The 20,125-nt window shown below is 73.5% G+C and carries 17 protein-coding genes; 5 read left to right on the top strand and 12 right to left on the bottom strand.

Annotation, left to right across the window (positions count from 1 at the left end; all coding sequences use genetic code 11):
* Nucleotides 1–64 precede the first annotated feature (64 nt).
* Entirely contained in the window at nucleotides 65–805 is a 741-nt protein-coding gene (locus ACFYUY_RS08470) for a DUF4142 domain-containing protein (RefSeq protein WP_387899231.1), read from the bottom strand.
* A gap of 361 nt (nucleotides 806–1,166) precedes the next feature.
* Between ACFYUY_RS08470 and ACFYUY_RS08475 the strand changes: the two genes are divergently transcribed.
* Nucleotides 1,167–2,069 carry a LysR family transcriptional regulator gene (locus tag ACFYUY_RS08475; protein WP_387899234.1) on the top strand — a complete coding sequence of 301 codons (903 nt, stop codon included), beginning with the start codon at nucleotides 1,167–1,169 and terminating at the stop codon, nucleotides 2,067–2,069.
* Nucleotides 2,070–2,153: 84 nt separating this feature from the next.
* Here the strand turns inward: ACFYUY_RS08475 and pstS are convergent, their stop codons facing one another.
* The 7 genes from pstS to ACFYUY_RS08510 all read right to left on the bottom strand — a co-directional run bounded on the left by pstS (nucleotide 2,154) and on the right by ACFYUY_RS08510 (nucleotide 11,743).
* Nucleotides 2,154–3,338, bottom strand: coding sequence for a phosphate ABC transporter substrate-binding protein PstS (gene pstS, locus ACFYUY_RS08480; protein WP_387899237.1), 1,185 nt, complete (start codon nucleotides 3,336–3,338; stop codon nucleotides 2,154–2,156).
* 144 nt (nucleotides 3,339–3,482) lie between these two features.
* On the bottom strand, nucleotides 3,483–5,228 hold the full coding sequence (locus ACFYUY_RS08485) for a beta-galactosidase (RefSeq protein ID WP_387899239.1): 1,746 nt from the start codon (nucleotides 5,226–5,228) through the stop codon (nucleotides 3,483–3,485).
* Nucleotides 5,229–5,294: 66 nt separating this feature from the next.
* Complete coding sequence (locus tag ACFYUY_RS08490) at nucleotides 5,295–7,259, bottom strand: glycoside hydrolase family 5 protein (protein WP_387899242.1); 1,965 nt, start codon at nucleotides 7,257–7,259, stop codon at nucleotides 5,295–5,297.
* A gap of 120 nt (nucleotides 7,260–7,379) precedes the next feature.
* Nucleotides 7,380–8,219: a carbohydrate ABC transporter permease gene (locus ACFYUY_RS08495; RefSeq protein ID WP_360222142.1), complete on the bottom strand. Its 840-nt coding sequence runs from the start codon at nucleotides 8,217–8,219 to the stop codon at nucleotides 7,380–7,382.
* A 7-nt stretch (nucleotides 8,220–8,226) separates the two neighbouring features.
* Nucleotides 8,227–9,240 (bottom strand): carbohydrate ABC transporter permease, encoded by a 1,014-nt coding sequence (locus ACFYUY_RS08500; RefSeq protein WP_387899244.1) that lies wholly within the window; start codon nucleotides 9,238–9,240, stop codon nucleotides 8,227–8,229.
* Nucleotides 9,240–10,508, bottom strand: a complete 1,269-nt coding sequence (locus ACFYUY_RS08505) for an extracellular solute-binding protein (protein WP_360222136.1) — start codon at nucleotides 10,506–10,508, stop codon at nucleotides 9,240–9,242. Before ACFYUY_RS08505 ends, ACFYUY_RS08500 begins: the two co-directional genes overlap by 1 nt.
* 74 nt (nucleotides 10,509–10,582) lie before the next feature.
* Nucleotides 10,583–11,743, bottom strand: coding sequence for an ROK family protein (locus ACFYUY_RS08510; protein ID WP_387899247.1), 1,161 nt, complete (start codon nucleotides 11,741–11,743; stop codon nucleotides 10,583–10,585).
* Nucleotides 11,744–11,918: 175 nt separating this feature from the next.
* On the opposite strand from ACFYUY_RS08510, the gene ACFYUY_RS08515 reads away from it, so the two are divergent.
* Complete coding sequence (locus ACFYUY_RS08515) at nucleotides 11,919–14,033, top strand: alpha-galactosidase (protein WP_387899250.1); 2,115 nt, start codon at nucleotides 11,919–11,921, stop codon at nucleotides 14,031–14,033.
* A gap of 102 nt (nucleotides 14,034–14,135) precedes the next feature.
* Here ACFYUY_RS08515 and ACFYUY_RS08520 read toward each other — a convergent pair whose 3' ends face one another.
* Together ACFYUY_RS08520 and ACFYUY_RS08525 are read right to left on the bottom strand one after the other, a co-directional pair.
* On the bottom strand, nucleotides 14,136–14,855 hold the full coding sequence (locus ACFYUY_RS08520; RefSeq protein ID WP_360218052.1) for a hypothetical protein: 720 nt from the start codon (nucleotides 14,853–14,855) through the stop codon (nucleotides 14,136–14,138).
* On the bottom strand, nucleotides 14,852–16,045 hold the full coding sequence (locus tag ACFYUY_RS08525; RefSeq protein ID WP_387899252.1) for a tryptophan 7-halogenase: 1,194 nt from the start codon (nucleotides 16,043–16,045) through the stop codon (nucleotides 14,852–14,854). Before ACFYUY_RS08525 ends, ACFYUY_RS08520 begins: the two co-directional genes overlap by 4 nt.
* A 379-nt stretch (nucleotides 16,046–16,424) precedes the next feature.
* On the opposite strand from ACFYUY_RS08525, the gene ACFYUY_RS08530 reads away from it, so the two are divergent.
* On the top strand, nucleotides 16,425–17,807 hold the full coding sequence (locus ACFYUY_RS08530; protein ID WP_387899254.1) for a cytochrome ubiquinol oxidase subunit I: 1,383 nt from the start codon (nucleotides 16,425–16,427) through the stop codon (nucleotides 17,805–17,807).
* 8 nt (nucleotides 17,808–17,815) lie between these two features.
* Complete coding sequence (gene cydB, locus ACFYUY_RS08535) at nucleotides 17,816–18,829, top strand: cytochrome d ubiquinol oxidase subunit II (protein WP_360218044.1); 1,014 nt, start codon at nucleotides 17,816–17,818, stop codon at nucleotides 18,827–18,829.
* 123 nt (nucleotides 18,830–18,952) lie between these two features.
* Here the strand turns inward: cydB and ACFYUY_RS08540 are convergent, their stop codons facing one another.
* Nucleotides 18,953–19,546, bottom strand: a complete 594-nt coding sequence (locus tag ACFYUY_RS08540; RefSeq protein ID WP_360218041.1) for a hypothetical protein — start codon at nucleotides 19,544–19,546, stop codon at nucleotides 18,953–18,955.
* 181 nt (nucleotides 19,547–19,727) lie between these two features.
* On the bottom strand, nucleotides 19,728–19,931 hold the full coding sequence (locus tag ACFYUY_RS08545; protein WP_360218038.1) for a hypothetical protein: 204 nt from the start codon (nucleotides 19,929–19,931) through the stop codon (nucleotides 19,728–19,730).
* On the opposite strand from ACFYUY_RS08545, the gene ACFYUY_RS08550 reads away from it, so the two are divergent.
* Complete coding sequence (locus ACFYUY_RS08550) at nucleotides 19,923–20,087, top strand: hypothetical protein (protein WP_360218035.1); 165 nt, start codon at nucleotides 19,923–19,925, stop codon at nucleotides 20,085–20,087. The two genes, ACFYUY_RS08545 and ACFYUY_RS08550, sit on opposite strands and share 9 nt — an antisense overlap.
* Nucleotides 20,088–20,125 lie beyond the last annotated feature (38 nt).

A 20,125-nucleotide genomic window follows, 5' to 3' on the forward strand; every position in this document is an offset into this window, starting at 1 on the left:
GCGGGGGAATTCCTCTTCGCCGCGGGCGTGGGGGCAGCCGCGCGACGGGCGTTCAAGACACTCCCTAGCGCTGGGTCGCCGGGCCGGACGTGGGGCCCTGGCTCGGGCTCGACGGCGGGGAGGCGGTGGTGGCCGGCGGCCCGGAAAGGTCCCCGAATTTCACCAGGCCGGTTTCCTCCAGGACCGTCATGTGGTCGAGCACGGTGGAGTTGGCCGTGGTCGCGAGATCGCGGACGGTGGAATTCTGGGTCCCGGCGCGCACTTGGGCGACCACCGCGAACACCTGGCCGTGGGCATTGCGCACGATGTTCGCGAACAGCCGGTCGAATTCGGGCCCCTGGGCGTCGTCCAGCTGTTTCAGCCACGCCTTCTGCTGGGCGGAGGGTTCTTCCGGGACGCCCAGGCCCAGGGTTCTGGCCGTGTCCAGCACGGCCCGGTCGAGGTCGGTGTGTCCGTCGATCAGGTGCTGGCCGGCGGTCCTCACCTCGGCCGTGCCACCCTTGGCGACGGCCATCCGACCTGCGGGGATCTCCCACAGACCGGCCAGCCGGACCCGTTTGACGAAGTCCCGGTCGAGCGGGGTCAACGGCCCGGTCGGCGTCTGCACCGTGCCCGGCGACGCCTCCGCCCGCGGCGCGGTGCGGTACGAGCCCGCCGACCGCAGGACCGGGATCGCCAGGGCCGTCACCGTGAACACCACGGCCACGACCACGAGCAGGGTGGCGAGCCACCGCGGGGGGCGGTTCGCGCGGGGAATCCCGTAGACGGCCTTTCCGGGTTCGCGTTTCTTCCTCGAAGTAGACATCGACTTCCTCATCACGCCGGGATTCCGTTCACCGCCACCGGGCGGAACGGTTCGACGGCGTGCGCGCCGCGAAACCTCCCGGGAACCACCGGCCACTGGCGGGCCGGTCACCGTGAAAAGAGGCCGGAACCGGGGTTTCGTCCCGCGACTTTGCCCATCCTTTACCGATGGCGTTCGACGACGCCACGGCGGAGGGCCTTTCCCGACGCTTGTTCGACAATCCGTCAGCATGTGCGAGACGCCGAGGGAAGGCCACTGTGGCGCGAAGCCCGACAGGCGGTACATTGCCCTACCGGTCGGTACCGCAAGGCGCCGCACCGGCCCCCCGTGCCCCCTACCGTCCGGACGCGAGCGAGGCCATGTGCGACTGAACCTCAATCAACTGGCGATATTCGCCCAGGTCATCGAGTGCGGCGGCTTCTCCGCGGCGGGCCAGGTGCTGTTCCTGAGCCAGTCCTCCGTGTCGAAACAGGTGCAGAACCTGGAAATAGCCCTGCGGACCCAGCTGGTCGACCGCTCGGGCCCGAAGATCCGCCCGACCCTGGCCGGCGAGGTCCTGCTCGCGCAGTCCAGGGAGGTGCTCGCGCTCGCCGACCAGGCCGTCGCGGCCGTCCAGGCCGCGACCCTCCTCGCCGAGGACCCGCTGGTGATCGGCAGCACCAGCACGATCAGCGGGCACTTCCTGCCCTCCGTCCTGCTCGAACTGCGGCAGCGGGCCCCCGAGGTCCGGTTCAGCCTAGTCGTCGACAGCGCGGACCGGCTGGCCCAGGCCCTGGAGGAGGGCCGGATCGGTGTGGCGCTCAGCGGCGGCCCGCTGCCGCCCGGGCGCTACCGGGCGGAACGCCTCGCCGGCGACGACATGCTGGTCGTCTGCCCGGCCGACCACCCCCTGGCGGGGCGCGAGGTCACCCCCGCCGAGCTGTCGAACGAAACGTTCCTGCTGCGCGAGGCCGGGTCCCAGACGCGCCGCCAGCTCACCGACCTCCTGCACGGCTGGGAGCTGTCCGGCGCCCGGACGCTCGACCTGTGGGGCACCGAGGGCGTCAAGGAGGCCGTGCGGATCGGCCTGGGGGTGGGCCTGGTGGCGCACCGGTCCGTCCGCCTCGAACTCCGGCACGGCGAGCTGGCCGAGCTCCGGATCCACCCGGCCCCCGAACGCCGCACGGTGACGGCCGGCTCCACCCTGGCCCGGCCCCTGACGGCCTGCGAGCAACTCCTGCTCCTCGCACTCCGGGACGTCACCCGCGCACCCGCGCCGGTGTGACCTGCTCCTCGAAGGTGCGGCCCCCGCGGAGGCGCCACCGGTCCGCCGCCCGGCGGTGGGCGGCGGACCGGTGGGCGGCGGGTTTCAGGAGAGCTGGGACACCACCGCACCGACCTTGCCGGTGATCTCCGCGGGCAGCGGGACGTATCCCTTCGCGCCGATCGCCTGCTGGGCGGCGTCACTGGCGGTGTAGGTCAGGAAGGACTTGAGGGCGGGCAGGGTGGCGGCCTTGTTGCCCTTGTCGCACACGATCTCGTAGGTGACCAGGACGATCGGGTACGCGCCCTCCTGCCTGGTGGCGTAGTCGAGGGTCAGGGCGAGGTCGTCGCCGGTACCGGCGACCTGGGCACCCGCGAAGGTGGTGGCCGCGTTGGCGGCGGTCGCGTCGACCGGCTGCGACGCCCCGGTGGCGACGGCCGCGCTCTTCAGACCGTTCGTCTGGGCGTAGGACAGCTCCACGTACCCGATGGAGTTCTTGTTCTGCTTCACCTGGGCCGCGACCCCGGCGCTGCCGTTGGCCGACTCGCCGCCCTTGCCCGCCCAGGTCTTGCTCGGCGGGTACGGCCAGGCCCCGCCGGAGGTGGCGGCGAGGTAGGAGGTGAGGTTGGCGGTGGTGCCGGAGTCGTCCGAGCGGTGGATCGCCTCGATCCCGGCGGTCGGCAGGGTGACGCCGGGGTTGAGCGCGACGATCGCGGGGTCGTTCCACTGGGTGATCTCCGAGTTGAAGATCTTGGCGATGGTCGGCCCGTCCAGGACCAGCTTGTCCACGCCCTCCGCGTTGAAGACGATCGAGACGAGGCCCGCCACCATCGGCAGGTCGATGCCCTGGCCACCGGTGCAGACCTGCTTCGTGGCGTCCACCTCGGCCGGCTTCAGCGCCGTGTCCGACCCGGCGAAGGCCACCTTCCCGACGGTGAACTGCTGGATGCCGGCGCCCGAGCCGCCACCGCCGTAGTTGATCGTGATGCCCTGGCAGGCGGCGCTGAAGGTGGTCTTCCAGATGTCGATCGCGTTCGCCTGCGCCGTCGAGCCGGCCCCCAGGACCTCACCCGACCCGTTGCAGGCGATCGGCGATCCGCTCGCCCGGGCGCTCGCCGGGCTGCTCGCCGCGTCGCTCGCCCGGACGACCGCGGGGCCGCTCGCCTGCCCGGTCGACGCCGAGGTCGGGGTGTTCGCATCGGATCCGCACGCCGCGACCGACACGAGGACGGCGGCCGCGGTGGCGGCGTGGCGGAGGGTACGGCCGGGGAGGGTGGCCCGTCGGGGCATGCGCGGTCTCCTGGACGACGGTCGGCGGGGGACGCGGCCATCCTCGGCCCGCCTACCGGGCACGCCCGGCGACGACATGCCGCACACACGCGCCGTAGGTGAGGTGTTCACCTGCTGTACACCCACGGCTCCCCCGCGTGGGCGTCAGTCCTCGGTCGGGCCCAGGTCGGGACGGTCGCGCAGCTCGACGGTGGGCGCGGTGCAGGCGTGGAGCTCCAGGACGGTGACGTCGTTGGCGCCGGGGCGGAGCACCGGCGCGGGAACGTACAGGGTGGCCTGCGGGCCGCGGGACCAGTAGCGGCCGAGGTTGAAGCCGTTGATCCACGCCTGGCCCTTGGTCCAGCCGGGCAGCGCCAGGTACCCGTCGGCGGGCCGCTCGACGTGCAGGCGGCCCCGGTGGAAGGCCGGACCGACGACGGGGGCGGCGGGCGCGAGGGCGAGGCCGTCGAGGCTGTCCAGGGGCAGCGCGCGGCTGGACCAGCCGGCCGGCTCCTCTCCGTTGACGGTGACCGGACCCAGCAGGCCCTTGCGGTCGTGGATGCCCGTCCCGTAGTTCACCCGGCCCTGGTTCTCCACCAGGACGGCCAGCCGCGCCCCGCGCCGGGGGGCGGTGAAGGCGATGGCGTGCTCGTGGTCCTCGCGCTCCAGGACGCCGACGGGCTGCCCGTCGACGAAGACCTGGGCGCGGTCGCGGACCTCGCCGACCCGCAGCACGGCGGGCCCGGCCGCCGGCAGGTCCGTCTCGTACAGCACGAAGCCGAAGGACCGGCCGAGCAGCTCCATGCTCAGCGGCCGGTCCGCGGCCACGGCCGGGCCGAACAGCTGGTCCTGGCCGAACAGGCCCGCGCAGGAGTCGAGTTCGACGGTGGCGGGGGCGAGCTTCGGGCCGGGGGCGGGCACCGGCTCGGCCGGGACGGGCGCGTGCCGGGCGATGACCTCGCGGAACGCCCGGTACTTCGGGGTGGGGTCGCCGGCCTCGTCGAGGAGCGAGTCGTAGTCGTAGGAGGTGACGGTGGGCCGGTAGGTGCCCTTGTCGTTGGCGCCGTTGGTGAAGCCGAAGTTGGTGCCGCCGTGGAACAGGTAGACGTTGACGGAGGCCCCGGCGGCGAGCAGCCGGTCCAGGTCCGCGGCGGCGTCGGCCGGATCGCGGGTGGTGTGGGTGGCGCCCCAGCGGTCGAACCAGCCGATCCAGAACTCCGAGCACATCAGCGGCCCGGTCGGCTGGTGCCGGCGCAGCTCGGCGAGGCCGGCCTCGACCCGGCTGCCGAAGTTGGCGGTGCGCAGCACCCCGTCCAGGCCGCCGCGCCCGAGGTCGGCGGGCTGGTCGCAGGTGAACAGGGGGACGTCGACGCCGTGGGCGCGCAGCAGTGCGGCGAGGTCGGCGAGGTAGCCGGTGTCCTCTCCGTACGCGCCGTACTCGTTCTCCAGCTGGACGGCGATGACCGGCCCGCCGCCGGTGGACAGGTACGGCTTCAGGGGCGGGAGGAGGTCGGCGAAGTAGTCGTCGACGGCGCGGAGGAAGCGGGGGTCGCGGCTACGCAGCCGGATGTCGTCCTCGGCGAGCAGCCAGGCGGGCAGGCCGCCGCCCTCCCACTCGGCGCAGATGTACGGGCCGGGCCGCAGCAGCACGTGCAGGCCCTCGGCGGCGGCCAGGTCGAGGAAGCGGGGCAGGTCGAGACCCCCGTCCCGCCGGAACTCGCCGCGCCGGGGCGCGTGGAGGTTCCAGGGGACGTAGGTCTCGACCGTGTTGAGCCCCAGCAGCCTCGCCTTGTGGAGCCGGTCGGCCCACTGCTCCGGGTGGACGCGGAAGTAGTGCAGTCCGCCGGAGAGGATGCGCAGCGGGCGGCCGTCGAGGCGGAAGCCCTCGTCGGCGATCTCCAGTCGAGGCATGCCGGGTGCTCCTGGCTTCGGGTGCGGGGCGGTCGGGGTGTGGGGCGGTCAGGGTGTGGGGGCGGATCAGCGGAGCGGTCGGCAGAGCAGGGCGTCGGGGGCGCCGCCGTGCATCCACCGCCAGGTGAAGGCAACGCCGGCGAGGTACTCGTCGTCGGCGCACTGGCCCTTGTAGTGGCCGGGTGCCCAGTCGCTGGCGTTCGATCCGCCGGTGGCGGGCCGGTTGTCTCCGTGGTCGAACCAGACGAGGCGGTTGGTGGCGGGCAGCGGTGTGGCGGAGGGCGCGCAGAGCAGGGTGGCCATGGCGTTGCCGTTGACGCTGTAGCCGACGGCGAAGCCGTTGTCGGGGCACTGGAGCTTGTTGTAGCCGCCGGCCCAGTCGTCCTTGACGTAGCGTTCGTCGGTGACGGCCGTCCAGGCGCCGGCGCTCTTGGCGGGTTGCCCGGCGTCGGTGCACAGACCGCGGTTGGAGCTGCGGGCGAGGCCGACGACGCGCTCGGTGTCGGGGCAGTTGCCCTTGCGGTAACCGACGGCCCAGTCGGCCGCGGGGCGCATGGTGCGGGAGAGGTTCTGGTCGCCGAAGTCGAGGTCGACCGTGTTCCAGTGGTCGACCGGCGGGACGGCGCCGGTCCTGGCGGGGGCGTCGACGAGCTTGTTCCAGTCGGCGGCGCGCCAGTCGCCGGGGTCCTCGACGCCGGTGCGCCGGCCGGTGGCGTCGTAACTGATCAGCGCCCAGGTGTCGTTCGGCTTTCCGGTGGCGTCGCTCCAGCCGACCAGCGGCCACTGGGCGAAGTCGGTGTCGTTCTTCACCAGGATGTCGGTGAAGCGGTCGAACCAGTCCTTCTCCTTGGCGTTGTCGGAGCCCCGGCCGCCGGCGCCGAACTCGCTGATCCACACGGGGGCGGTGAAGTGCTGTCCGGCCTGGGTGACGAACAGGGCCTCGTCGTCCACGGCCTGGACGAGCTGTTCGGGGGTGAGGTCCTGGTAGCGGGGGTCGTTGGTCTCGCCGTTCTGCCAGCCGCCGCTCGCACCGGTGTGGTGGGGCCCGGTGTAGCCGTAGAAGTGCGCGGAGTAGACCAGCTTGCCGGAGTCGATCAGAGTGTTGGAGAGGGTGCGGACCGGGGTGAGCATCGGGCGGCCGTGGCTGAACATCCCGGAGGGGATGCCCTGCCAGTTGATGCCCTCCATGATGATCAGCAGGTCGGGGTCGGCCTCGAGGATCCTGTTGCCGGCCTGTTCGAAGGCGGCGTAGAGGTCATGGTCGTCGCCCCACCCCCAGTTCGGGTCGTCCCAGGTGTCGCGGCGGACCTCGTTGCGCAGGTCGGCGCCGACCACGCGCTTGTTGTCCTTGTACCGCTCGGCCAGGAACACCCAGTCGTCGACCCACTGCTGGGTGGACTGGCCGCTGTTCCAGCGCTCGTTGCCGTCCAGCGCGCAGCAGAACCGGTAGCTGGTGGTGTGGTTGTTGAGGACGACGGCGAAGCCGTCGGCGGTGAGCGCGGCGACCACGGCGTCGTACACCTGGAGCGGGGTCTTCCCCCTGAGCTGCGGGTTGGCCGCGACGGCGGAGTCCGGGACGGGCGCCGTGTCGTGGATCATCGCGTTGGCGAACGGGAGCCGGATGCTGTTGACGCCCACCGCGTGGAAGTCGGCCGTGATCCGGCCGAGCGGGGTGCGGTCCAGGCCGAGCGGGATGTCGTGGGAGACCTGTCCGGCCTGGTTGTTCGCCGGGTCGTCGACGGCGCCGCTGCCCTCCCAGGTGCCCTGGGCGCCGGCCCAGTTGCCCGACTTGAGTTTGAAGCGCTGGCCGTTCGCGTCGACGACGTACCGGCCCCGGGTGGACAGCGGCCCGGTCCAGGAGGCGGCGAGTCGGTCCCCCGTCAGCGCGACGGGGGCGGCGGAGGCGGTGCCGGTGGTGGGCGCCGTGCCGGTGGCCGGCGCGGCGACGGCGCCGGGGGCGGACAGGACGAGCAGTGCCGCGGTGGCGAGTACCGCGGGCAGGCCGCGCGGGGCGGTTCCGACGGATCGCATGAGGGCGGATCGCACGGGGGCGGATCGCATGAGGGTTTCCCTCCGGTCTGGTGGGGTGAGGGAGGTGCTGGGTGGTGCGGGCCCCGGCTCACGGCGTCCGGGGAGACGGGGGCGGGCGGCTCAGCCCTTGAGGCCGCTGGTGGCGATGCCTTCGACGATGTACCGCTGGGCGATGAGGAACATCGCCACCAGCGGGGCGACGGTCACGACGGCGCCGGCGAACAGGCCCGGCAGGTTGATGGTCTGCGAGGTGAGGAAGGTGGACAGGGCGATCTGTGCGGTCCACGCGGACGGGTCCTGGCCGATGACCAGCGGCCACAGGAAGGAGTTCCAGCTGTCGATGAAGGCGAGCGCCCCGAGCGAGGCGAGCATGGCGCCCGAGGCGGGCAGGGCGATCCGGCGGTAGAGGCCGGTCCAGCCGAGGCCGTCGAGCCGCCCGGCCTCCTCGATCTCGGCGGGGAACCGCAGGTAGAAGTTGCGGAACAGCAGGACGGCGAAGGGGTTGAACAGGCCGGGGGCGATGACGCCCCACAGGGTGTTGACCCCGCCCATCGAGCCGACCACCACGAAGGTGGGCACGAAGGTGACCGAGCCGGGGATCATCAGGGTGGCCACCACCAGGGCCAGCAGGACGCCGCGTCCGGGCACCGGGATCCGCGCGAAGGCGTAGCCGGCGGCGGAGGCCAGGAGCGTCGAGACGGGCGCGGTGATCCCGGCGATCAGCAGGGAGTTCCCGAGGGCCTGCCCCATGTGCAGGGTCGGGTCGTCGAAGAGCGCCGTGAAGTTCTCCCAGTGCGGGTGGGCGGGCCACCAGGTCCACCGGGGCGAGGTGAGGCCCCTGGCGTCCATCAGCGCGTTGCGCAGGATCAGGTAGAACGGCGCCAGGAAGGCCGCCGTCAGCAGGCCCACCAGCAGGCCGCGCGCGCCGGGGCGCAGGCGCCTGAGCAGGTCGGTCGTCATGGTCGGTTCACTCCTCGCCCTTGCCGAAGCCGGTCAGCCGGCCCTGGATCAGGGTGGCGCCCACGATCAGCGCGGTGAGGACGAAGGCCCCCGCCGAGCCGAGGCCGTAGTCCTGGGCGCCCATCGCGGTGTTGTAGAGGTAGACCAGCGGGGTCTGCACGGGTGCGGTGGCGGTGCCCGAGAGGCCGCTGTTGAACAGGTTGTAGAACTCGTCGAAGGCCTGGAAGGCCGCGATGAACTGGAGCATCAGCACCGCGACGGAGGTGTTGCGCAGCAGCGGCAGGGTGATCAGCCGCAGCAGCCGCAGACCGGTGGCACCGTCCAGGGCGGCGGCCTCGTGCACGTCGCGGGGGACGGCCTGCAGGCCGGCCAGGAAGAGCACCATGTAGAAGCCGACCTGGAGCCAGAGCCGGACGCTGACCAGGACGATCCAGTACAGCGGGGGGTCGGTGGTCTGCAGCCAGGGCACGGCGGCCATCCCGAACCAGCCCCCGACGGTGTTGGCGATGCCCGCGGGCAGGCCGTTGAACAGGCACATCTTCCAGAGCAGCGAGGCCGCGACGTAGGAGACGGCGGCCGGGATCAGGAAGGCCGTGCGCACCACGGCCCTCCCGCGCCGGACGCGGTGCACGAGCAGGGCGAGGCCGAGCGAGGCGGCGAAGGTGACCGGCACGACGGCGAGGGTGAACAGCACGATCTGGACGAGCGAGGAGCGGAAGGCCGGGTCGGCGAGCAGGTGCCGGTAGTTGTCCAGGCCGACCCAGTGGCCGAGGGCGATGCTGCCGTGGGCGTCGCTGAGGCTGAGCAACAGGCTCCAGCCGATGGCGACGTACTTGAAGATCCCGAGGCCGATCAGCATCGGGCCGGTGAGCAGGGCGAACGCCGCCCAGGCGCGCCGGTCGGCACGCCCGGGGCGGCGGGCCGGGGCGGGGCCCCGCGGTGGGGCCGCGGGGCGCCCGGTACGTGCGGTGCGTGCGGGGCGCGGCACGGTGTCCGGGGTGGTGTCCGGGGTGGCGTTCATCAGCCGCGCTGCTTGTCCACGGCGGTCTGGGCCTGCGCGGCCGCGTCGGCCAGCAGCTGTGCGGGGTCGCCCTGCCCGGCGGCGATCCTGGCGGCGGCCGCGTTGAAGGGCGTGGCGACGGCGGTGTCCCAGGTGCTGGGATTGCTCCTGCCGTACCGGGCGGCGAGTTCGACGGTCTCCTTGGCGGCGCCCCGGGAGAGCTTGTCGGCGCTGGCGGCCACCGAGGTGCGCGGCGGTATGTGGAGGCCGTAGCTCTCCGCGAAATCCTTCTGGAGGTCGGTCTGTTCGATCCAGAGCCACTGGACGAACCGCTTGGCCGCGTCCACGTGCCGGCCCTTGGCGTTGACGCAGCTGGTCCAGCCGCCGACGCGCAGCACGGGGCTGCCGCCCGGCTTGAAGGCCGGCCAGGGCAGGACGCCGAAGTCGTCGCCGAGCGCGGTGCCGATCGCGGGCATCGCCCACAGGCCGCACCACTGGATCGGGACGACGTCCTGGGTGAGGGCGGACGGGTCCCACCAGTCGGTGGTGAAGCCGAGCAGCAGGGACTGGTCGTCGTGCAGCCGCTTGAGGCCGGCGATCGCCTCGACGGCCTGCGGCGAGGCGAAGCCCACCTTGCCGTCGGTCACCAGGTCGCCGCCGTTCGAGCGGACCGCCAGCAGGGGCGTGTCGCCGATGCCGTCGTTGCCGACGAACAGGCCCTTGCCGCTCCTGGTGGTGAGCGCCCTGGCCGCGGCGACCAGTTCGTCGAAGGTGGCGGGCGGGCGGATCCCGGCCTTGTCGAGGGCGCTCCTGCGGTAGTAGAGCATCATGACGTCGTCGATCATCTTGACGCCGTGGGGCTTGCCGTCGACGGTCACGTAGGCGAGGTCGCCCGGGTTGAAGTCGGAGCGTGCCGCGCCGTACAGGTCGTCGAGCGGGGCGATCTGGCCGCGCCGGGCCATGCCCTCGCTGAAGTCGCCGATCTCGAAGACGTCCGGGGCGCCGTCGGTGAGCAGGGTCGCGTTGATCTTGCTGGTGTAGTCGCCCGGCACCCAGGTGACCTTGACCGCGATGTCGGGGTGGGCCTTGGTGAAGGACTCGGCGTAGCGGGTGGCGGCCTGCTGGCTGCCGGCCTCGCCGTAGGCGTGGAACCAGACGTTCAGCGTGGTCCTGGCGCCGGAGGAGCCGCCGGTCGGGTCGGTACTGCAGCCGACGGCCGCGCCGGCGACGAAGAGCAGCGAGCCGCTGAGGAATCCACGTCGGCTGAGCTGCGGTCCGTGTGCGCTCATTTCGCATCCTCGGGGGTGGGGGTGTGGGTGTGTCCGTCCCGGCCGGTGTCCGCTACGGGGAACGGCGCCTGGCGCTAGGGGAAGAGCGCCTGGATGCCGAGCACCGCGGCTCCTCTGGCCCACTCCTCCCAGGGGAGCGGACGCAGCGTCAGCGGGCACTTCGCAGCGGCCTTGAAGCAGTGGGCGGCGTACGCTTCCCTGATGTGCGTGCCGAACAGGTCGTAGGTGTCGAGGCCCTCCCCGGTGACGACGACCCGTTCGGGGCCGAGCAGGTTGACCAGGGTGGCGATGCCGGTGCCGATCGCCCGGCCGGCCCGGGCGAAGGCCGCGCGGGCGGCGGGATCACCGCCGCGGGCGAGGTGGACGGCGCCGTCGAAGTCGAGGTCCGGGTCCGCGGTGGCGTGCCGGACCGCGGCCAGGATGGCGTCGCTGGAGGCGATCGCCTCCACGCAGCCGGTCTGGCCGCAGTGGCAGACCGGTCCGGCCGGGTCGATGGAGACGTGCCCCATCTCGCCGGCCACCCCGTACGCCCCGGCGATCAGCTGCCCGTTGACGACCAGTCCGGAGCCGATGCCCGCCCCGATGGTGACGAGCGCGAAGTACTCGGTGCCGATGCCCTCCCCGTACCAGTGCTCGGCGGAGGTGAGGGCCTTGACGTCGTTCTCGACGGTGACGCTCAGGCCGGTCGCCCGCGCCACCGTCGCGGCCAGCGGGACGTCCCGCCAGCCGGGGAGGACGGAGTAGCGGACCCGCCCGGCGGCGCGGTCCACGTCCCCGGAGACGGAGATCCCGAGGTGGCGGGTGCGCTCGCGGAACGCCGGGTCCGCGTCGAGCAGTCGCTCGACGAGCGCGCCGACCAGGGCGCACACGGCCTCCGGGCCGCGGTCCTCGCCCAGCCGGACGTCGGCGGTGGCCCGCATGCCGGCCCGCAGGTCGCAGACCGCGCCGAACAGTGCCTCGGCGCTGATCTTGACCCCGACGAAGTACTCGCGGTCCACCGTGACGGCCAGCGGGTTGACGGGCCGTCCGGCGCCGGGGGCGGTGCGCTCCGGGGGGAGTTCGTGCAGGTAGCCGTCGTCAATGAGCGGCCGGGCGGCCTTGGTGACGGCGGTGGAGGACAGACCGGTGCGGCGGGCCAACTCGACCCGGCTGAGCGGTCCTTCGGTGAGCAGCAGCGCGAGCATCGAGGTCTCGGCCGGTGCGGTGACCAACGGCTGGGCATGGATGGGGAACACGGCTGCAACCTACGACAAATAAATAACTTCTTCCAGTATTGATTTTGACGATCCGACAGATCTAACCTCGGGGCCACCCGTGTGCCCCGCCACCACACCAAGGACCCTTCCCCGGAGGGCCGTTCACAGCTCCGGCTCCCGGTCCGACCACCGCTCTCCTCCCTGGGGGACACCCGTGCCTTCCGTCCCTTCCGCCGTCACCTTCGACGCCGCCCTCGGCCTCGCCGTGCTCCGCACCCCGAACAGCGTCTACGCCCTGCGCATCGGCGCCGACGGCAGCCCCCGCCACGTCCACTGGGGCCCCGTGCTCGACCCCCGCGGACTCCCGCACCCCCACTCCCCCGCGGACAGCAGCTTCGAGGACGAGGCCGCCGCCGACGAACTGGGCGTCCAGAGCGGCGCCCGCTTCGGCCCGGCCGGCCTCCAGGTGCGCTTCCCCGACGGCACCTCCGGCGCCCAGTGGCGCTTCCTCGGCCACCGCGTCGACGGCGGCGAACTGCGCCTGCGCCTGGCCGACCGCGGCTACCCGCTGACCGCCGAATTCTGCTACCGGGTGCACCCCGACAGCGACGTCATCGAGCGCTGGACCGAACTCACCCACACCGCCGCCCCCGGAGACGACTTCGGCCCGATCACCGTCCACCGCCTCGACTCCGCCTCCTGGACGGCCCCGCCGCTGCCCGACGCCCGGCTCAGCCACCTCGTGGGCGGCTGGTCCAGCGAGTTCCAGCTGCACCGCGACCGGCTCCCCGTCGCCGAGACGGTGCTCACCAGCCGCCGGGGCCTCACCGGCCACCACGCGAGCCCCTGGCTGGCCCTGGACGACGGCACCGCCACCGAGGAGCGGGGCGACGTGTGGAGCACCGCCCTCGCCTGGAGCGGGAGTTGGCGGATCACCGTGCACCGGGACCCGGTCGGCCGCACCACCTGGACGGGCGGCTTCGGCCACGAGGGGCTCAGCTGGTCCCTGCGGCCGGGCGAGACGCTCCGCACCCCGGTCTTCGCCGGCCTGCACACCCCGGACGGCTTCGGCGGGGCGAGCCGCGCCTGGCACCACCACGTCCGCACCCGCGTCCTGCCGGAGCCCGACCGCGACCGGCCCGTCCTCTACAACTCCTGGGAGGCCACCGGCTTCGACGTCGACCAGGAGGGCCAGTGCCGCCTCGCCGAGCTCGCCGCCGGGCTCGGCGCCGAACTCTTCGTCCTGGACGACGGCTGGTTCGGCGCCCGCACCGGTGACCACGCCGGCCTCGGCGACTGGACCCCCCGCCCGGAGGCCTTCCCCGACGGCCTGCGGCCCCTCGCCGACCACGTCCACGGCCTCGGCATGGCCTTCGGCCTCTGGGTCGAGCCGGAGATGGTCAACGCCGACAGCGACCTCTACCGCGCCCACCCCGACTGGGTGCTCCACTCCCCCACCCGGGACGCGACCGAACTGCGCCACCAGCTCGTCCTCGACCTCTCCCGACCCGAGGTCGAGGACCTGGTCCGCACCACCCTCGACCGGCTGGTCGGCGAGAACGCCGTGGACTGGCTCAAGTGGGACGCCAACCGCCCCTTCACCGAGGCCGGGCGGGCCGGCCACCCGGATCCCGACCGGGTGTGGATCGACCACACCCGGGCCGTCCACCGGATCATGGACCGGCTGCGCGCCGACCACCCCGGTCTGCGGATCGAGGCCTGCGCGGGCGGCGGCGGCCGCGTAGACCTCGCCGTCCTCGCCCGCACCGACCAGGCGTGGACCTCCGACAACACCGACCCCGTCGACCGGATCGCCATCCAGCACGGCTTCGGCCAGCTCCTCCCCGCGCAGTCCATGGCCGCCTGGGTCACCGACTCGCCGAACGGCCTCACCGGCCGCGCCACCCCGCTGCGCTTCCGCTTCCACGTCGCCATGGCCGGGGCGCTCGGCCTCGGCGGGGACCTCACCCGGTGGACACCGGACGAACTCGCCGAGGCCGCCCGCCTGGTGGCCGAGTACAAGCGGATCCGGCCACTCGTGCAGCACGGCCTCCAGCACCGGCTCACCGGCCCCGACGGGCTCACCGCCGTCCACTACGCCGCCGCGGACGACACCGAGCACGCCGTCCTCGTCTGGCGCCCCACCACCCGGTTCGGCCACCGGCCCGCCCCGCTGCGCCTGCCCGCCCTGCACCCCGCCGCGCGCTACCGCGACCCGGAGACCGGCCGGGTGTACGACGGCGCCCTGCTCCGGCACCGCGGCCTCGATCCGGACCTGCCCGCCGGCGACTACGCCAGCCGCCTGATCCGGCTGCACCGGGCCGACTGAGGCACCCCCGTCCCGGTGGGCCGGGCGTCCGCCCGGCCCACCGCGCACCCGGGCGGGCCCGGACCTCCCCCACGGCCCGGGCCCGCGCGCGCTGCGGCGACCCTAGTGGTCGTTGAGGCTGGTGCCGTTCCACCACCCCTGGCGTCCGACGGTGAACGTGACGGTCCGGGCGCCGATCTGCCCCTCGTAGCTCTGGCCCTTCGTCAGCAGGCTCCGGTCGATGACGCCCTTGGGGTCCTTGATGCCGAGGAAGGTGACGGCGCCGGCGTGGTCCAGGTTGCTCTGCTGGAAGCCGGAGGGCCGGACGGTGGTGATGACCTCGTCCCAGTTCCTGGGTGCGGCGAGCTGGTGGGCCAGGTGGACCTCGGTGCCCTGGCCGAAGGCGAGGTAGGTGAGGAAGTCGGGGTAGTCGGTGGCGTCGAGCGGCCGGTAGTGGACGACGTCCTCCTTCCGGCAGGTGGCGATGGTCGCGTCGAGGATCGTGGTGAAGGTGCGCCGCCCCTCGCCGTCGACCGTCACCCGCTCCAGTTCCACCGGCAGCGAGGTGCGGGTGCCGTCGACGATCTCCGCGAGCGGCCAGTGGCCCTCGGTGAACAGGGAGTAGTAGACCTGCTCGTTCTGGTACCGGGAGAGGTCCTTGAGGTACGTCTGGCGCAGCTGCGCGTCCAGCCCGAACTTGTTGATCATCTGGAAGGCGTGGACGGGCACGAAGTAGAGCGGCAGGTGGTAGGCGAAGATCGTGCCGGTGCCGATCAGCAGGAAGCGGTGGCCGTGCCGCGGGGCGGCGGATCCGTCGGTGGAGGCGGCGTCGGGGGTGGTCATGCGGGCGCTCCTGTGGGTGCGGGGGGAACGGGTCGGGTGCTCCCCCGGCCGGCGGCGGGGCGCGCGGCCCCGGCGACGCGGCGGCGGTGCCAGAAGGGGTGCTCGGGCCACCGGCCTTCGAGGGAGTAGTAGGCGCGCCGGTTGCGCAGGTGGACGGCACTGATCGTGTCGAGCTCGCTCGCGTACCCGGCGAGGGCCGTCCGGTCGCCCCCGAGGTGGCGGTGGACGGCCTGGCCGGCCCGCAGGCCCGTGTACAGGGCGGTGAGGATGCCCTGGGAGGAGAGCGGGTCGAACGCGGCGGCGGCGTCCCCCGCCGCGGTCCAGCCGTCCCCGGTGACGACGTCCAGCCGGGCCGTGTGGGCGGGCGCGCGCCGCACCGGGGCGCCGGCCGGCCACGGGTGCGCGGCCGCCCACCGGGCGGTGTGCCGGGTCGCCCCAAGCCCGGGGAGGGGTTCGGCGCCCCCGGTCCGGGCGCTCGGCAGGTCGGCGTCGGTGTAGCGGGCGAGCAGCCGGCGGCCGCCGGGCAGCAGGGCCGTGTACCACCAGCCGTCGGGCACCGCCTCCACCAGGGTCGAGGCGTCGGCCACGGGTTCGGCCGGTGCGGGCAGGGTGAGGTGGAGCGCGACGAGCCGGTCGTCGACCGTGCGGCGGGCCCCCGCGGCCGTGGCCAGGGCGGCCCGGCGGCCGGTGGCGTCGACCAGCCAGCGGCAGCGCACGGCAGGGCGCGCGTGCCGGCCGCGCAGCTCGACCGTCCAGCCGCCGTCGCCGTGGCGCTCGGCCGGGCGGACCAGGGTGCGCTCGGCCACCACCGCGCCGCCGCCGCGCGCGCGGTCGCGCAGCCCCCGGTCGAAGCGGGCCCGGTCCAGGTGCCAGCCGTGGCCGTGCGGGTCGTGGATGCTGTCCTGCGCGGCGAGCTCCGCCGAGCCCCAGGCCGACAGGTTGGCGCGGCAGGGCAGGTGGTGGCGTCCGTCGAGCAGGTCCTCGGCACCGAGGTCCCGCAGCAGGACCCGGGCGGCGGCCGGGAGCGCCTCGCCGACGGACGGCGCGCCGGTGGCGGCGTCGGCCAGCAGGACGCTGCGGCCGGCCCCGGCGAGCGCCAGCGCGGCCGCCGCGCCGGCCGGGCCGCCGCCCGCGACCACCACGTCGTACCTCGCGGGGTGGATCCCGGCGCGGGCGATGTCGTCGTCCACGGGGTCGCGCACTCCTTCCGAAGGGGGAGCTCGGAGGTTCGTCGGACGGTGGCGGCCGGGTGACCGTGCGCGGGACTGCGGGACCGTCGACGGACGGTTCACGGACGGTTCACGGACGGGGTTCGGCCACCGGGGGAACCTCTGACGGTGCCCCCAGACTGACAGATCGACCACGATCCACCGGTGGGGCTGCGGGCCGGATCGCGCACTTCACCCGGACGGCTGGACGGGGCGGGCACGCCGGCGGGCGCCGGGCGGCCGACCGGGTGGTTCCGCCGATCGGCCTGCACCCGCCGGAGCGAACCGCGGCGGTGGCACCCAGCCGGCCCCGCGGTCGCGTGGTTGACTGAGGCCGAGCGTCCGGCGATGGGGAACCACATTGAGTCAACTCGACCTGGCCAGGCTGCAGTTCGCCATGACGTCGGTCTACCACTTCCTGTTCGTGCCGGTCACCATCGGCCTGGGTTTCCTGACCGCCCTGCTGCAGACCGGCTGGCACCGCACCAGCCGGACCGAACTGCTGCGGCTCACCCGGTTCTTCGGCGTCCTCCTGGTGATCAACATCGCCGTGGGCGTGGTCACCGGCCTGGTGCAGGAGTTCCAGTTCGGCATGGACTGGTCGGAGTACTCGCGCACCGTCGGCGACGTCTTCGGCGCCCCGCTGGCCATGGAGGGGCTGGCCGCGTTCTTCCTGGAGTCGACCTTCCTCGGCCTGTGGCTGTTCGGCTGGGACCGCCTGCCGCCGCGGGTGCACCTGGCGACGATCTGGGCCGTGGCCGTGGGCGGCGCCCTGTCCGCGGCCTTCATCATGATGGCCAACTCCTGGATGCAGCACCCGGTCGGCTACACCATCGACCCGTCCAGCGGCCGGCCCCGGCTCGACGACGTGTGGGCGCTGTTCACCAACCCGGTGTTCCTCCGCGGGTACCTGCACGCGGTCCTCGCCTCGGTGGTCACCGGGTGCGCGGTGATGCTCGCCGTCTCCGCCTGGCAGCTGCGCAGGGGCTCCTCCCCGACCGCCTTCCACGCGACCGCCCGGCTGGCGCTGGTCGTGCTGGTCCCGGTGCTCCTGGTCGCGATGCTGGTCGGCAGCGAACTCGGCGTCACCGAGGGGAAGTACCAGCCGATGAAGATCGCCGGCGCCGAGGCCCAGTGGGACACCTGCCAGCCCTGCTCCTTCTCGCTCTTCCAGGTCGGCGGCGGCAAGAACGACATGACCCCGACCCGGATCGTCTCCGTCCCGCACCTGCTCTCGCTGCTCGCCACCAACCACTGGAACGGCCAGGTGCTGGGGCTCAACGCCGTCCAGGCCCAGTACGAGCAGCAGTACGGGCCCGGCGACTACGTCCCGAACATCTTCGTCCAGTACTGGGCGATGCGGGTGATGGCGTACCTCGCCGTCGTCCTGCTGCTGGTCGGGCTGTGGGGCCTGTGGCTGCTGTGGCGCAAGCGGCTCGGCACCGCGCGCCGGTTCCTGCGGGTGGCGGTCTGGGCCTCGGTGCTGCCGTTCCTGATGAACACGGCGGGCTGGCTGCTCACCGAGAGCGGGCGCCAGCCGTGGATCGTCCAGGGGATCCAGCTCACCCGCAACGGCGTCTCGCCCTCGGTGGGCACCACCACCGTCGCCATCAGCATCCTGGTGTTCTTCCTGCTCTACGCCGCGCTCGCGGTGGTCGAGGTCGTCCTGATCGCCCGGTACGCCCGCAAGGAGCTGTCCCCGCCGCCCGCCGAGGACGCCCCGGTCCCGGCCCTGAGCTACTGAGGCCCCCGATGGCGCTCGCCACCTTCTGGTTCATCGTCACCGCCGTGCTGTGGACGGGCTTCTTCGTCCTGGAGGGCTTCGACCTGGGCGTCGGCATGCTGCACACCGTCGTCGCCCGCGACGAAGCCGGCCGGCGGGCGGCGATCAACACCATCGGCCCGCTCTGGGACGGCAACGAGGTCTGGCTGATCGTCGCCGCCGCGGCGATGTTCGCCGCGTTCCCCGACTGGTACGCCACCGTGTTCTCCGCGCTCTACCTCGCCCTGATCCTGCTGCTGGCCGCACTCATCGTGCGCGGCGTCTCCTTCGAGTTCCGCGGCAAGGGCGAGGGCGCCCGCTGGCGCCGCACCTGGGACACCCTGCTCACCGGCGGCAGCCTGCTGGTGCCCCTGCTGATCGGGATCGCCCTCGGCGACCTGCTGCACGGCCTGCCGATCGACGGCGACCGGGAGTTCACCGGCTCCTTCGCCGACCTGTTCTCCTGGTACTCGGTGTTCGCCGGCATCACCCTCGTCCTGCTCTGCCTGCTGCACGGCGCGACGTTCATCGCCCTCAGGACCACCGGCGCGGTGCGGGCCCGCGCCAAATTGCTGGCCCGCCGCATCGCACCGGCGGCCGTCCTCGCCGTGCTGGCCTTCCTGCCGTGGACCCACTCCACCGCGGGCAAGGGCGTGCTGCCGGACATCCTCGAACTCGTCGCCGTGCTCGCCGTCCTCGCCGCCGGCTGGCTCGTCACCGGGCGGCGCGAGGGCTGGGCGTTCGTGGCCACCGCGGTCACGATCGGGACGACCGTCCTGTCGATGTTCGTCGACCTCTACCCCCGGCTGGTCGTCTCCAGCACCGACCCCGCCTTCGACCTGACCGTCCACAACAGCGCCTCGGGCGGGTACGCGCTGAAGGTCATCAGCGTCGTCGCGGTGGTCTTCCTCCCGCTGGTGCTCGCCTACCAGGGCTGGACGTACCACGTCTTCCGCCTGCGCGTCTCCGCCGAGGACTTCGCGCCGTCCCGCACGGCGGAGTGACGGGCCGGGGCCGTCGCGGGACCGGACGACCGAGGGTCCTCGCCCGGGTGGGGCGAGGACCCTCGGGGTGCGGGGCCTGCTGAGCCGTCAGGCCTTCGGGGCGGTCGGGGCCGTGCGGGCCGGCTAGGAGGGGAAGGGCCAGACCGGGCACCACGGCCAGACGATCTGGCCGGGGATCGGCGGGCCCCACGGCGGGCAGGGCGGGAGGGGCTGCGGGGCGGGCGGGGCGGAGGTCCACAGGACCTTGCCGTCCAGGGCGACCGCGATCGCGCCCTCGTTGTAGATGTCCAGCTCGGCGCCCCAGCGGCCGCCCGTCTGGCTGTTCCACAGCGGCGCGTTGGCGGCCGAGTAGACGACGAGATTGCCGTCGCCCTGCATGACCAGCACGTTGCCGTTGGGCATGGCGCCGGGCGCCACCCAGACCGGCTTGTTGTCGCGGTAGAGCACGACGTTGCCGTCGCCCTGCATGGCGAGCATCACCCGGCCGTCCGGCGAGTACCAGGCCTGGTTGCGGGAGATCGACGTGTTGCCCGGGATGCGGGTGGGCGTGGACAGCGCCGCGAGCGCGGTGGCGGACGCCTGGACGGGTGCCTGGGCGGACGCCTTCGCGGTCGAGGGCGCCGCCGGGGCGGCGTGGGCGGATCCTGCGGTCAGGGTGGCGAACCCGACGGCGGCGACGGCCGCCAGGGCGGCGGCCCGGGTGCGGAAAGTGGTCATGGCAGGGCTACGGGTCCTTTCGAACGGGGACGGCGGTGGGGCCGCTGGGGCCCGTCCCGCCGACGGCGCGTCAGCTGGGTTCCGCGCGCCGGGCGCTCAGGCTATGGCCGTCACCCGTGGGGGCTGCGGCAGTTGGACCGGCAGCTGACCGGCACCCGCGCGGGCGCCGGCGAGCCGCCCGCTAGCTCCGGGCGACGAGGTCCGCGAGACGGGTGAGCGAGGTCTCGACCACCTCGGTCTGGGTGCCGAGGCGGTGCGCCTCCTGCGGGGGAAGGTCGACGCGGGCGGTGATCCGGGTGGCGCGGCCGTCGTCCAGGGGCTCCAGCCGCCACCTCAGGCCGTCGGCACGTGGATCGAGGACGTCACGTCCCGGGACATGACCCACCGGATCGAGAACGAGGTCCTCCAGGCGAACCGGGCGGCCTTCACCGAGGCCTGCCGCTACCCGGACGGGACCAACGTGCTCTGCACGGCGGTGCTCGACCTCGACGACGACGGCCGGATCGTCCGCGAGCTCGGCCTCCAGGCCTGGGACGGCTGACCCGGCCCGCCCCGGGCCCGGCCCGCCGGCCCGGGGCA

Source organism: Kitasatospora sp. NPDC004745 (assembly GCF_042873275.1).
Classification (GTDB): domain Bacteria; phylum Actinomycetota; class Actinomycetes; order Streptomycetales; family Streptomycetaceae; genus Kitasatospora.